This is a genomic window from Streptomyces sp. NPDC059994 (genome assembly GCF_042737755.1).
Taxonomy (GTDB): Bacteria; Actinomycetota; Actinomycetes; order Streptomycetales; family Streptomycetaceae; genus Streptomyces.
On record NZ_JBHWUR010000018.1, the window covers coordinates 1 to 13217 of the forward strand.

The following is a 13217-nucleotide window of genomic DNA, read 5'->3' on the forward strand; positions in this document are numbered from 1 at the left end:
AGAGGGAGCCGGCACCGGGGTCTGGCGGCGGCGGGGGGGCCGGGGCGGGCGGCGCGCGTGCGGCGCGGGGAGCCGGAGGGGGGGCCGGCGCGGCGGGGGCGGGCGCGGCGGCCTGGGGCTCCTCGACGGAGACGCCGAAGTCGGTGGCGATGCCCGCCAGCCCGTTCGCGTACCCCTGGCCCACCGCGCGGGCCTTCCAGGCGCCGCCGCGCAGATAGACCTCCATGACGACCAGCGCGGTCTCGCCGCCGAGCTGCGGCGGGGTGAAGGTGGCGATCACACTGCCGTCGTCGGCGTCGCGCAGGGTGGCGGTGGGCTCGATGCCCTGGAAGGTCTGGCCCGCGGCGTCGGGGCTGGCGGTGACGACGATCTTCTCGATGCCGGGCGGCACCGCCGACGTGTCCACCACGATCGCGTCCGGGGCGGTGCCGCCGCCGGACCGGTAGGTGACACCGGGGCCCGAGGGCTGGTTGTAGAAGATGAAGTCGTCGTCCGAGCGCACCTTGCCGTCGGCGGTGAGCAACAGGCCCGACACGTCGAGCCGCACCGGGGCGGCGACGTCCACCGCCACGCGGGCGGTCGGGAGCGGAAGGTTCGAGCCAGGTGTCATTGCGGTCATGCTCCGGGAACGAGCGGAACGGCTTTACGGTTCCTTGAATGTCCCGCCAATTCGGTGAGCGTCCCGCCGATGCGTGAACGATCACGGATCCGCCCGTCACCCGTCCCTGCCGGTTTCAGTACGGCCACACCGGCGGGTCGGTGGTGAAATGGCCGCCGAGGTACGCGTGGTCCGGGCTGTCGGGGTCGAGTTCACCCTGCTCGGCGACCAGCTTCTCGGCGTACTGCTCGGAGTCGTCCTGCGGCTCGTACCCGAGCTCCCGTGCCGACGAGAGGTCCCACCACAGCCGGGTGTTGGCGGAGGAGCCGTAGACCACCGTGTGGCCGACGCCTTCGGCGGTGAGGGCCGCGTGGAAGAGGCGGGCGCCGTCGCCGGGGCTCATCCAGATCGAAAGCATCCGTACGGAGGTGGGTTCCATGAAGCAGGAGCCGATCCGCACCGAGACGCTCTCCAGGGCGTACTTGTCCCAGTAGAACTGGGCCAGGTCCTCGCCGAACGACTTGGAGAGGCCGTAGAAGGTGTCGGGGCGGCGCGGGGTGTCGACCGGGATCAGGGCGGCCCGCTCCAGCGGCACCTCGCCGCGCGGGCGCGGGGTGAAGCCGACCGCGTGGTTGGAGGAGGCGAAGACCACGCGGGCGACGCCCTCCTCGCGTGCGGCCTCGTAGAGGTTGTACGTGCCCTCGATGTTGGCCCGCAGGATCTTGTCGAACGTGGACTCCAGGGAGATTCCCGCCAGGTGCAGGACCGCGTCGACGCCCCGGACCGCCTCCCGCAGCGCGCCCCGGTCGCCGAGGTCGGCGGTGATCGCGTCCGGCTCGCCCGGGATGGTCCGTGCGTCGAGAAGGCGCAGGTCGTAGCCGTACGCCGGAAGCAGCCCCCGCATCAGGGTGCCGAGTCCGCCGGCGGCGCCGGTGAGCAGGACGGTGCGGGGAGCGGGCATGAGGATCTCCTCGGTGCGCGGGCGGGACGGCGGCCGTGCGGGCCGGACGGACACCCCCGTGGATGTCATTCATATGCATGGACAAGCTAGGGAGCGGGCTCCGGCCTCGTCAAGTGTGGCGCGGAGCGCCTGGCGGCGCCATGGCGGCAGAGGGGTCAGCCGTGCGGAAAACACCCGCGCGCCGGGGTTTCGCGTCTTGACCGTCGTCGTAGGGCTGCCATAGCGTGATGGCGTTCAGAAACATAGACGCCGATCAGAATTGTGCACAACGGCCTTTGCCCTGGGAGCGCCCGTGACGCCCGATGACCCCTCCCCGCTCGCCGCCCGTCTGGACGGTCTCCTCTTCTTCCCGGTCACCCCCTTCGGGCCGGACGGCGGCCTCGACCTCGCCGCCTTCCGCGCGCATGTGAGGAGCGGCATCGACGCGGGCGCGGGCGCGGTGTTCGCCTGTTGCGGTACGGGAGAGTTCCACGCGCTCACCCCGGAGGAGTTCCACGCCTGCGTGGCCGCCGCCGTCGAGGAGGCCGCGGGCCACGTCCCGGTGGTGGCAGGCGCGGGATACGGGACGGCCCTCGCGATCCAGTACGCCGAGCTTGCCGAGGACGCGGGCGCCGACGGGCTGCTCGCCATGCCGCCGTACCTCGTCGTCGCCGACCAGGAAGGGCTGCTGCGCCACTACACAGCGCTCGCCGCCGCCACCTCCCTCGACGTCATCGTCTACCAGCGCGACAACGCGGTCCTCACCCCCGCCACCGCCGTCGAACTCGCCCGGGCCGACGGCATCATCGGCCTCAAGGACGGCATCGGGGACCTCGACCTGATGCAGCGGATCGTCAGCACCGTCCGCCGCGAGGAGCCCGACCGCGAGTTCCTCTACTTCAACGGCCTGCCCACGGCCGAGCTCACCGGCCTCGCCTACCGGGGCATCGGCGTCACGCTCTACTCGTCGGCGGTCTTCTGCTTCGCCCCGGACATCGCGCTCGCCTTCCACCGGGCGCTCGACACCGGCGACGACGCCACCGTGAACCGCCTCCTGGACGGCTTCTACGTGCCGCTCGTCGAACTGCGCAACCAGGGCCGCGGCTACGCCGTATCCCTCGTCAAAGCGGGCGTACGGCTGGCGGGTCTGGAGGTCGGCGAGGTGCGGCCGCCGCTGAACGAGCCCGACGCGGCCCACATCAAGCAGCTGGCCGCGCTGATCGAGCGGGGTCGCTCGCTGTTGGCGGAGGGCGAAGGGGAGCCGGTCGGGCGGGGCGGGGCGCCCGCGTGAAGGCGTCCGCGTTCCTCTACCCCTGGGACGTCATCGGCGACCCGGACGCGCCCGCGCGGATCGCCGGCCTCGGGGTCGGGCAGGTGACGCTCGCCGCCGCCTACCACTCGACCCGGGCCCTCACCCCGCACCACCCGCGCCACCGGGTGGTCACGGCCGAGCACGCGGCGGTCCTGTACCCCGTCGACGAACGCCGCTGGTCCGGCCGTACGCTGCGGCCCTACGCCGCCGGGCGGTGGGCGCCCGGGGACGCGTACGGCGAGGCCGCCGAGGCGCTCGCGGCGGTCGGCCTCGACGTCCACTCCTGGGTCGTCCTCGCCCACAACTCCCGCCTCGGCGCGGAGCACCCCGAGACCTCGGTGGTCAACGCGTACGGCGACCGCTACCCCTGGGCGCCCTGCATAGCGCGCCCGGAGGTCCGCGCGTACCTGGTCGCCCTCGCGGCGGAGGCGGCGGTACGGCCCGGGGCGCGCGGGACGGAACTCGAATCCTGCGGCTGGTACGGCCTCGCGCACCTGCACGCCCACGACAAGATCGCGGGAGTGGCGCTGGACGACACGGCCCAGTACCTGATGTCGCTGTGCTTCTGCGATTCATGCCGACAGGGGTACGGGGAGTGGGGCCTGGACGCGGAACGGCTGGCGGGGGAGGTGCGGGCGGCGTTGGAGCCGGTGTGGCGCGGGGGCCCGTGTGCGGGCGGGGAACTGCTGGAGGCGACGGTCGGCTACCGCGCCGCGGTGGCGCGGAGCCTTCAGGAGGAGGCGGTCGGCGCTGTGCGGGATGCGGCGGGGCCCGGTTTCCAGGTGCTGCTGCACGCGGATCCCGGTGTGCACCGGTGCGGGGCGAACGTGGGGGTGGATGTGGCGGGGGTGTTCGGCCTGGCGGACGGCGTGGTCGTCCCCTGCCCCGCCGGCCGCCCGGACCTCCTGCGGCCGTTCGCGGCGCACGCGGGGGCGGGGGCGGTGGTAGCGGCGAACTTCACGGTGGTGGCGGGGATGGGGGGCCGGCCTGGGGCGCTGGGGGAGGATGCGGTGCGGGCGGAGGGGGCTGGGGCGACGGAGTTGAGGCTGTACCACGGGGGGTTGGCGTCGGGGGAGGATGTGGCGGCGGTGCGGCGGTCGGGGGTGGTGGGTTGACCCCCACCCCGCCCGTTCCCTGCTGTGACATGGTGCGGCTCCGCCGCGTGGCCTGGGCGGCGGCCGGGTGGCGGGTCGGGGTGGGCTGCTGGGGGCTCTGCCCCGGCCCCCCCCATTCGTCTGCGGGTCGGCTGTGGCTGGTCGCGCAGTTCCCCGCGCCCCTTTTGGGTCCGGTGTTTGGCTGCGGGTGGGCTGTGGCTGGTCGCGCAGTTCCCCGCGCCCCTTTTTCGGCCCGGTGCTTGGCTGCGGGTCGGTTGTGGTTGCTCGCGCAGTTCCCCGCGCCCCTGAAGGCAGGCGGAAGGGGCGCGGCCATATTTCAGCCCCTCGGGCGTTTGAGGAGCGGGGCAGGGGTCGCAGGACCCGCCCTTCAGGGGCGCGGGGCTGTGACATGTGCGGCTCCGCCGCGTGGGCGCGACCAGCCACGGCGGCCCGCAGACGAACAGGATCCGGGGCGCAGCCCCCCGGGAGAACCACCTCAACCCACCCCCACCCCCGGAGGGTTCAGGGAAGGGGCGGGGTGGGGCCCCCGAGGCGTCAGCGCAGCCAGCAGCGCTCCCGCCCCCACCACCGGCAGCAGCACCCCGGCCCCACCAGCCCCACCAGCCCCGCCCGCGCCCGCCGATGCCCTACGACGAACCCAGCGCCGCCCGCATCATCTTCTGCGCCACCGGCGCCGCCAGGCCGTTGCCGCTCACTTCCGAGCGCGCCGCGCCCGAGTCCTCGATGAGCACGGCCACCGCCACCTCCTTGCCGGTGGCGGAGTCCTTCGCGTACGACGTGAACCAGGCGTACGGCGTCTTGGAGTTGCCCACGCCGTGCTGGGCCGTGCCCGTCTTGCCGCCGACCTCGGCCCCGCTCACCTTGGCGTTGGAGCCGGTGCCGTCCTCGACGACCGTCACCATCGCGGCGCGCAACTGGCGCGCGGTCTCCGCCGACATGATCCGCTTGCCGTCGCCGTCCTGGTAGGACTGCAGGGTGGCGCCGTCCGCGTCCGTCACCTGGGAGACCATATGGGGCGATGCCATGACTCCATCGTTGGCTATGGCGGCGGACACCATGGCCATCTGGAGCGGCGTCGCCGTCACATCGAACTGGCCGATGCCGGTCAGCGCGGTCTGCGCCTTGTCCATGCCCTTCGGGTACACGCTCGCCGAGGCCCGTACCGGCACGTCCTGCTTCGCGTCGTCGAAGCCGAACCTCTCCGCCATGGCCCGGACCTTGTCCTGGCCGAGCCGGTCCGCCATCTTCGCGAAGACGTTGTTGCACGAGTACTGGAGCGCCGTGCGGATGGTGGCGTTCTCGCACGGGGCGGACGGGTTCTCGTTGGTCAGCACGGTCCGGGTGCCGGGCAGGGTGTACGGGTTGGGGCTGTCGGTCCTCGTGTCCACCGACGGGTAGAGGCCGTTCTCCAGTGCCGCCGCCGCCACCACCAGCTTGAACGTCGAACCCGGCGGCAGCGGCTGCCGCAGCGCCCGGTTGACCATCGGTTTGTCCGGGTCCTCGGAGAGCGCCTTCCAGGCGTCGCCGTCCGTCGAACCGGCGATCTTCGACGGGTCGTACGACGGCGTCGAGACCATGCCGAGGATGCGGCCGGTCTTCGGGTCGATGGCGACGGCCGCGCCCTTCTTGCTCCCGAGCGCCCGGTAGGCGGCCTTCTGCACCGCCGGGTCGATGGTGGTCAGCACGTTGCCGCCGCGGGCCCGCTCGCCGGTGAGTACCGAGAGCGGGTCTTTCATGCGGGTGTCGGTGCCGTCGAGCACCTTGCCGTAGATCCCCTCCAGCTGGGTCGCCCCGTACACCTGCGAGCTGAAGCCGGTCACCGCCGCGTACAGCTCACCGTTCTTGTACGCGCGCTTGTACGCGAGGTCGCCGCTCGCCGTCCTCTCCGATCCGGTGACCGGGGAGCCGGCCACGATGATGTCCCCGAGCGGGTTCGCGTACCGCGCGATGGTGTTCCGCCGGTTCAGCTTGTCGTCCGCGAGGGCCTGGCCTTTGTAGAACTGCACATAGGTGGCCCGTCCCAGGAGGGCGAGCACCATGAGCAGACAGAGGACCGAGGCGCGCCTGATCGTCTTGTTCATCCCATCAAAGGGACGAGGTGGCTGACGCGAATCGTTCCATTTGGCCGGTTTTCTAAGGAAGCTCTCATCTGTCGCGGAGGGCACTGAGGCCTCAGAGATCGCGGAGGCCTCAGCGCGGTGTGATGAACCCCGACTCGTACGCCGCGATCACCGCCTGGGTGCGGTCCCGCGCGCCCGTCTTGGCGAGCACCGACGCCACATGCGTCTTCGCCGTCGCCGGGCCGACGCCCATCCGGTCCGCGATCTCCGCGTTGGAGAGGCCGGTGGCCATCAGCCGCAGTACGTCCGCCTCGCGCTCGGTGAGCCGGGCCGCCCAGGGCGGGGGCGCGGGCCGGGCCGAGGAGTGCAGTGCCGCCAGCTCCCGCACCGCCGACGGATAGAGCAGCGATTCGCTGCGGGCCACCAGGCGCACCGCCTGCACCAGCTCCTCGGCCGCCGCCCGCTTCAGCAGGAACCCGGCGGCCCCGGCGCGCAGCGCTTCGTACACGTACGAGTCGTTCTCGAAGGTCGTCACCACCACGATCCGCGGCGGCGAGGGGAGCGTCGCCAGGATCTGCTCGGTGGCGCGGATGCCGTCGATCTCGGGCATGCGCACGTCCATCAGGACCACGTCGGGGCGCAGTTCGCGCACCACCGAGACCGCCTGCGCGCCGGTCGCGGCCTCGCCCACGACCTCCAGGTCCGCCTCCGCCTCCAGGATGGCCCGCAGCGCGGTGCGCACCATCCGCTCGTCGTCCGCGAGCACCACCCGGACCGCGCTCATCGCGCACCCCCGGGCTCGCCCGCGACCGGGAAGCGGACGGCGAGCCGCCACCGGCCGTCCTCGGGGCCCGCCTGCGCGCGGCCGCCGAGCAGGGCGGCCCGTTCGGCTATCCCGCGCAGGCCCCGGCCGCCCCCCGGACGTACCACCTGAGCCGTCTCGGGCAGGGGGTTCTCCATCACGATCTCCACTTCCTCGCCGTCGACGGCGATCCGCAGGGCCACGGGTGCGGCGCCGCCGTGCCGCAGGGCGTTGCTCAGGCCCTCCTGCACGATCCGGTACGCCTCGCGCGAGACCAGTTCCGGCACGGCGGCGAGGTCGCCGTCCGCCGTGTACGACACCTTCACGCCGGTACGCGACAGTAGCCCGTCGAGACCGGAGAGGCCGGGCCCGGCGCCCCCGGCCGCCTCGTCGTCGCCCTGCCGCAACAGGCCGAGCACGGAGTCGAGTTCACCGACCGTGCGCCGGGTCGTCTCCTCGATCGCCGCCAGCGCCTCCCGTACGAAGGCGGGGTCGCTGTCGAACACCCGGCGGGCCGCGCCCGCCTGGAGCGTCACCGCGCTCAGCGCGTGGCCCACCGAGTCGTGCAGCTCGCGCGCCAGCCGGTTGCGCACGGCGAGCTCCGCCGCCCGCTGCTCGGCCGCCGCGAGCCGGTCCGCGGGCGTCGGGCCGAGCAGTCTCGGCGCCCAGCGGGCCAGCAACGCGCCGGAACCGGCCGCGCAGCAGTTCAGCGCCAGCAGTCCGGCGAGGCCGAGCGGTGGGGCGAGCAGCACCGTCCAGCCGTCGAAGAGGGGCAGTTCGAGGCGGGAGTGCCGCAGCGCCGCGAAGAGCGGCAGCACGATCAGGGTCAGCGCGAACGGCGGCAGCGCGAGTGTCATCCCGCTGATGACCCCGCCGAGGCCGATGTGGAGCGTGAACCATCCGGCGGTGCGCACCCGGGCCGCCCGTGAGCCGGCGGGCCCGTCCGCGAGCGCGGCCGGGTCGACCCCGCACAGCGCGCGGGCCGCAGCCACCGAGAGCGGGCGGGCGACCGGGAACAGCGCGGAGACGGCGGCGATCGGCAACGCGCAGGCGAACGCGGCGAGTTGGAAGCGAAGCGTGGTGTAGACGTCCGCGCCGCCGGTGACCGCACCCACGATCGCCGAGCCGAGCAGGAAGTACGGCATCAACGCCGCGCCGCCGAGCACCAGATGGACCCAGCGCAGCCGGGCCGTCCGGCCGAGCAGGCGCGTGGCGATGATCATCCGTACAGAGTAGGCGAGGACGGCGGCGGGAGCCCGGTCCGGCGGGAGCCCGGTCCGGTGGAGGTCCGGTCCGGTGGAGGTCCGGTCCGCGGGGGTTCAGCGCGCCAGCGCGAGGACGACCTCGTCGATCTCCGCGCCCCGGGCGTTGGCGAAGCCGCGGTCGTGTCCGACGATCTCGAAGCCGCACTTCTGGAGCACCCGGATCGAGCCGGTGTTGTCGGCGGCGGCGCGGGCGTGCAGCGGGCGCTGCGGAACGAGCCCGACCAGGGCCGACAGGGCGGCGGTGGCGATGCCTCGGCCCCAGTGCGCGCGGTCCACCCAGTACGTCACCTCGCGGTGGTCCGGCGGGCCGTAGACCGCCGCGTGGCCCGCCACTTCGCCGTCGGCGAGCACCGTGCGTATCAGGTCGTCCGAGGCGCGGAGCCGGGCCCAGTGGGTGGCGAAGCGGGCCCGGTCGGTGGGGTCCTCGGCGGCGAAGGCCGCGACCCGCACCGACTCGGGGTCGCTCATGTGCGTGAAGAACACCGGCAGATCGTCGTCGCGCACCTCCCGCAGGACGACGGCCGGCCGGGCGTGCGAGGAGGAGGCGAGCGTCATGGCTCAGAGCCTACGGGTGGCCAGGGTGAGCCGGTCGCGGGCGTCGAACAGGGCGTCCTTGACCATCTGTTCGTGCGCCGGGGTCAGCCGCGCGACCGGCACCGAGCAGCTGATCGCGTCGCGCGCGGGGGTCCGGTACGGGATCGCGACGCCGAAGCAGCGCAGCCCCAGCGTGTTCTCCTCGCGGTCCACCGCGTACCCCTGCTCGCGGATCTGGTGGAGCTCCTCGATGAGCTTCTCGCGGTCGGTGATGGTGTGCTCGGTCAGCTGCTGGAGGGTCTCCGGGAGCAGCTTGCGCACCTGCTCGTCGCTGTGGGTGGCGAGCAGCGCCTTGCCCAGTGAGGTCGAGTGCGCGGGCAGCCGGCGGCCGACGCGGGTGAAGGGGCGCAGATAGTGCTGGGACTGGCGGGTGGCGAGGTAGACCACGTTGGTGCCGTCGAGGCGGGCGAGGTGGATGGTCTCCGTGGTGTCGTCGGAGAGCCGGTCCAGGGTGGGCCGGGCGGCCGCGACGACCTCGTCGCCGTCGATGTACGAGGTGCCCACCAGCAGGGCCCGGACGCCGATCCCGTACCGTGTGCCGGTGGCGTCGGTCTCCACCCAGCCGAGCTCGACCAGGGTGCGAAGGAGCATGTAGAGGCTGGACTTCGGGTATCCGACCGCCTCCTGGACCGCGGCGAGGGAGTGCATTCCGGGGCGCCCCGCGAAGTACTCCAGCAACTCCACCGTACGCACGGCGGACTTGACCTGGGCCCCACCTGTCTCGGCAGCCGACATTCGCCCTCGCCCCTTCTTCGTCTGCGCGTCTTGCCAACGCAGAACGCCCGTCAATAGAGTCCAGCATATTCACCAACAGGAACGCTGTTCAGAATACCGAACAAACCCTGGTGGTGGAGCAGGACGGGCAAGGATGACGAGCAAGGTCCCGCTCCCGGACCACGGGCGGGGCCGGAAGCCGGAAGGACATCGCGGTGAGCACAGCACCAGTCTGGAGTGTCGACCCCCGTACCGGGAAGCCGCGCGAGGAAGTCGCTTCGGAGGCGACGGAGCACGAGGTCGACGCAGCGGTACAGGCCGCCTGGGCGGTGCGCGGCGCGCTCGCCGACCGGACCGTACGGGCCGCGCTGCTGCGGACCGCCGCCGAGCTGCTCGACGGGGCCGCCGAGCACGTGGTGGAGGCCGCCGACGCCGAGACGGCCCTCGGGCCCGTCCGGCTCACCGGTGAACTGGCCCGGACCACCGCCCAGTTGAGGGCGTTCGCGGACGTCGTGGACGAAGGCGCCTTCCTCGACGTGCGCATCGACCACGCCGACGCGGGCCGCACCCCGCCGTGGCCGGACCTGCGCCGGATGAAGGTGCCGCTGGGGGTGGTCGCGGTGTACTCGGCGTCCAACTTCCCGCTCGCCTTCTCCGTCCCCGGCGGGGACACGGCGAGCGCGCTGGCGGCCGGCTGCCCGGTCGTGGTCAAGGCCCACCCGGCCCACCCGGCCACCTCCGAGCTGTGCGTCTCGCTGCTGCGGCGGGCGGCGGTACGGGTCGGGCTGCCGCAGGACGTGGTGGCGCTGGTCCACGGCTTCGACGCGGGCGTCGCGCTGGTGCGCCACCCGCTGGTCTCGGCGGCGGGCTTCACCGGTTCGGTACGGGGCGGGCGCGCCCTCTTCGACGCGGCGGCGGCCCGGCCGGTGCCGATCCCCTTCCACGGCGAACTGGGCTCGCTGAACCCGGTCGTGGTCACCGAGGCGGCGGCCGAGGAGCGCGGCGAGCAGATCGGGGCGGGCCTCGGTGCGTCGATGACGCTGGGCGTCGGCCAGTTCTGCACCAAGCCGGGCTTCGTGCTGGCGCCCGTCGGTGCCGGGGGTGACGCGATGGTCAAGGCGCTGACGGCGGCGGTGAGCGACTCGGAGGCGGGGGTGATGCTCGACCACCGGATGCGGGACGCGTTCGTGGCCGGGGTCGCCGAGCGGGCCGCGCTCGACGGGGTCGGGGCGCCGGTGACGCCGGGTTCCGGCGGGGCGCACACGGTGAGCGCGGGGTTCCTGACGGTGGGGGCTTCGGCGCTGTTGTCGCCCGGGCCGCACGACTTGTTGCTGGAGGAGTGCTTCGGGCCGGTGACGGTGGTCGCGCGGTATGAGCACCCGTCCGAAATCGGAGCGGTGCTCTCGCGGTTGCCGGGGAACCTGACGGCGACGCTTCAGCTGTCGGCGGGGGAGGCGGCGGGGACCGAGGGCGGGGCGGCGGCGCAGCTGCTCCTCGCTGAGCTGACGGCTCTCGCGGGGCGGGTCCTGGTGGACGGGTGGCCGACGGGGGTGGCGGTGGCGCCGGCCCAGCACCACGGGGGGCCGTACCCGGCCACGACGTCGACGTCCACGTCGGTGGGGGCGACGGCGGTCGAGCGGTGGCTGCGGCCGGTGACGTACCAGAGCACGCCGGAGGCGCTGCTTCCGGTGGAGCTGCGGGAGGGGGGTGGGGCGGGGGTGATGCGGTGGGTGGACGGCCGGTTGGAACTCCCCGCCCCGCCCCTTCCCTAGACCCTCCGGGGGCGGGTGGGGGTGGAGCTGGCCTCCCGGGGGCTAGGCCCCCGGACCCCGGTTGCGGGGCCTGCGTCCCCTGCACCCCGCTGTCGGGGCTCCGCCCCGGGCCCCGGCGGGGGGCTGGGGGCTTCGCCCCGGCCCCCGTTCGTCCGCGGATCGGTGGGGGCTGGTCGCGCAGTTCCCCGCGCCCCTGAAGGGCGGGGCCTACGGCCCCTGCCCCTGCCCCGCTCCTCGGGCGCTGGAGGGGGTGGATGCGCGGGCCCTGTCCCTCACACGCCCGAGGGGCTGATGCGCGGGCCCCGCTCCTCGCCGCCGGAGGGGATGCAATGTGGCCGAGCCCCGTTCTGCCTGCCTTCAGGGGCGCGGGGAACTGCGCGAGCAACCACAGCCGACCCGCAGACGAACACCGGGCCCAAAAGGGGCGCGGGGAACTTCGCGAGCAACCACAGCCGACCCGCAGACGAACACCGGGCCAAAAAGGGGCGCGGGGAACTGCGCGACCAGCCCCCACCGGGCCCGCAGGCAAATCCCGCACCCCCGAAGGGCTTCGCGCGCAGCCACAGACGGCCCGCAGAGAAATCCCGCCCCCCGGAGGGCTACCGCAGCCGCCGCGTAGCCACCGCCATTCCCGCGAACAGGGTCGCCGCCACCACCAGCCACACCCTCATCCCGGGTACGAATCCCCCCGCCACCAGCGCCCCCGACATCGCCACACTCAGCGCCCCCGCCACCTGCCGCGCCGCGTTCAGTACGCCCGCCGCCAGGCCCGCCCGCTCCTGCGGCAGGGCCTCCATCATCGCGGCGGTGAGGGCCGGGATGGAGAGGGCGCAGCCGAGGGCCAGGGGGATCAGGAGGAAGGCCACCAGCAGGGTGGGTGTGTGTTCGTCGGGGACGAGGAGCAGGAGCAGGCCCGCCAGGGCCACCAGTTGGCCGATCATCATCGGGCGGCGCGGGCCGTAGCGGTTGGCGAGTTTGCCCGAGAGGACGTTCGTCGCCGGGATCAGGGCCGTCATCGGCAGGAACATCAAGCCAGTCACCAGCGCCGACTCCCCCCGCACCCGCTGGAAGTAGAGAGAGAAGACGAAGATCACGCCGTAGAACGCCACACTCGCCGCCGCACCGACCGCGACCGCCACCGCGACCGTCGGCGTACGGAACAGGCCGAGCGGCACGACCGGATGGGCCGCGCGCGACTCGATCAGCAGGAAGGCCGATCCGGAGACGAGCGCCACCGCGCCCGCCACCACCCGTACCGGTCCGGACTCGATCACGGCGAAGGCGAGCGCGGCCAGGGCCACGATCGCCGTCAGCTGGCCGGGAAGGTCCAGCGGCGCGGGGCGGCGCCGGGAGCGCGGGGCGCGGGTCGTCAGGGCCAGGGCCGCCAAGCCCAGCGGGAGGTTGATGAAGAAGATCCCGCGCCAGTCCCAGGCCGTGGTGAGCGCCCCGCCCGCGACGGGGCCGAGCGCCACCGCGACCGAGCCGCCCGCCGCCCACAACGCCACCGCGCGGGCCCGCCGCGCCGGATCCGCGTACGCCTGGCGCACCAGGGCGAGCGAGGCGGGCAGCACCACGGCGGCGGCCGCGCCCTGCACCACCCGGGCCCCGATCAGCACCCCGAGGTCCGGGGCGAAGCCGCAGGCGGCGGAGGCGAGGACGAAGACGACCGTGCCCAGCGCGTACGCCCTCGCCGAGCCGATCCGGTCCGCGAAGGCGCCGGTCGACAGCATCAGCGCCGCGAACGCGAGCGTGTACGCGTCGACCACCCACTGCAGCCCGGACATCCCGCCGCCCAGGTCGGAGCCGATCGCGGGCAGCGCCACGTTCACCACGGAAGCGTCCAGCGTGATCAGGGCGAAGCCGAGGAGCGCGGCGGCGAGGGTGAGGCCGGGGGAGGGGGAGCGGGACGGCCGGTGCCGTAGGGACCCGTCGGTGCTCAACTGGCCGGCGTCGGGGACGGATTGGCGTACGGCGTTGGGTGACATGCCCTCAGCCTGACGATCCGCCGCCGGTTACAGTAGTGGCCTGAACGCCATGCATCCGGA

General features: G+C 73.7%; 11 protein-coding genes. 3 read left to right on the plus strand and 8 right to left on the minus strand.

Annotated elements, in window-relative coordinates; genetic code table 11:
* Both ACFWA7_RS12400 and ACFWA7_RS12405 read right to left on the minus strand, forming a co-directional pair.
* Positions 1 to 619, minus strand: a 619-nt coding sequence (locus ACFWA7_RS12400) for a TerD family protein (RefSeq protein WP_385822673.1), incomplete at its 3' end; no start/stop codon positions are given.
* 115 nt (positions 620 to 734) lie between these two features.
* The gene (locus tag ACFWA7_RS12405; protein ID WP_385822675.1) at positions 735 to 1559 is read right to left on the minus strand and encodes an NAD-dependent epimerase/dehydratase family protein; all 825 of its coding nucleotides are present in this window, start codon (positions 1557 to 1559) and stop codon (positions 735 to 737) included.
* A gap of 292 nt (positions 1560 to 1851) precedes the next feature.
* Between ACFWA7_RS12405 and ACFWA7_RS12410 the strand changes: the two genes are divergently transcribed.
* Both ACFWA7_RS12410 and ACFWA7_RS12415 read left to right on the plus strand, forming a co-directional pair.
* Complete coding sequence (locus ACFWA7_RS12410) at positions 1852 to 2829, plus strand: 5-dehydro-4-deoxyglucarate dehydratase (protein WP_385540648.1); 978 nt, start codon at positions 1852 to 1854, stop codon at positions 2827 to 2829.
* On the plus strand, positions 2826 to 3965 hold the full coding sequence (locus ACFWA7_RS12415) for a hypothetical protein (protein WP_385822677.1): 1140 nt from the start codon (positions 2826 to 2828) through the stop codon (positions 3963 to 3965). The genes ACFWA7_RS12410 and ACFWA7_RS12415 overlap by 4 nt, the downstream gene beginning before the upstream one ends.
* A 626-nt stretch (positions 3966 to 4591) precedes the next feature.
* Here the strand turns inward: ACFWA7_RS12415 and ACFWA7_RS12420 are convergent.
* The 5 genes from ACFWA7_RS12420 to ACFWA7_RS12440 form a co-directional block, all read right to left on the minus strand.
* Entirely contained in the window at positions 4592 to 6046 is a 1455-nt protein-coding gene (locus ACFWA7_RS12420; RefSeq protein ID WP_385822679.1) for a peptidoglycan D,D-transpeptidase FtsI family protein, read from the minus strand.
* 109 nt (positions 6047 to 6155) lie between these two features.
* Positions 6156 to 6809 carry a response regulator gene (locus tag ACFWA7_RS12425; protein ID WP_385822681.1) on the minus strand — a complete coding sequence of 218 codons (654 nt, stop codon included), beginning with the start codon at positions 6807 to 6809 and terminating at the stop codon, positions 6156 to 6158.
* Positions 6806 to 8050: a sensor histidine kinase gene (locus ACFWA7_RS12430; RefSeq protein ID WP_385822684.1), complete on the minus strand. Its 1245-nt coding sequence runs from the start codon at positions 8048 to 8050 to the stop codon at positions 6806 to 6808. The genes ACFWA7_RS12425 and ACFWA7_RS12430 overlap by 4 nt, the downstream gene beginning before the upstream one ends.
* A 96-nt stretch (positions 8051 to 8146) precedes the next feature.
* A complete protein-coding gene (locus ACFWA7_RS12435) occupies positions 8147 to 8647 on the minus strand; it encodes a GNAT family N-acetyltransferase (RefSeq protein ID WP_385822686.1) in 501 nt (166 codons plus the stop codon).
* Positions 8648 to 8650: 3 nt separating this feature from the next.
* Positions 8651 to 9421 (minus strand): IclR family transcriptional regulator, encoded by a 771-nt coding sequence (locus ACFWA7_RS12440; protein WP_101387738.1) that lies wholly within the window; start codon positions 9419 to 9421, stop codon positions 8651 to 8653.
* 194 nt (positions 9422 to 9615) lie between these two features.
* On the opposite strand from ACFWA7_RS12440, the gene ACFWA7_RS12445 reads away from it, so the two are divergent.
* Complete coding sequence (locus tag ACFWA7_RS12445; RefSeq protein WP_385540636.1) at positions 9616 to 11172, plus strand: aldehyde dehydrogenase (NADP(+)); 1557 nt, start codon at positions 9616 to 9618, stop codon at positions 11170 to 11172.
* Between the two features lie 599 nt (positions 11173 to 11771).
* On the opposite strand, the gene ACFWA7_RS12450 is transcribed toward ACFWA7_RS12445, so the two are convergent.
* The gene (locus ACFWA7_RS12450) at positions 11772 to 13157 is read right to left on the minus strand and encodes an MFS transporter (RefSeq protein WP_385822688.1); all 1386 of its coding nucleotides are present in this window, start codon (positions 13155 to 13157) and stop codon (positions 11772 to 11774) included.
* Positions 13158 to 13217 lie beyond the last annotated feature (60 nt).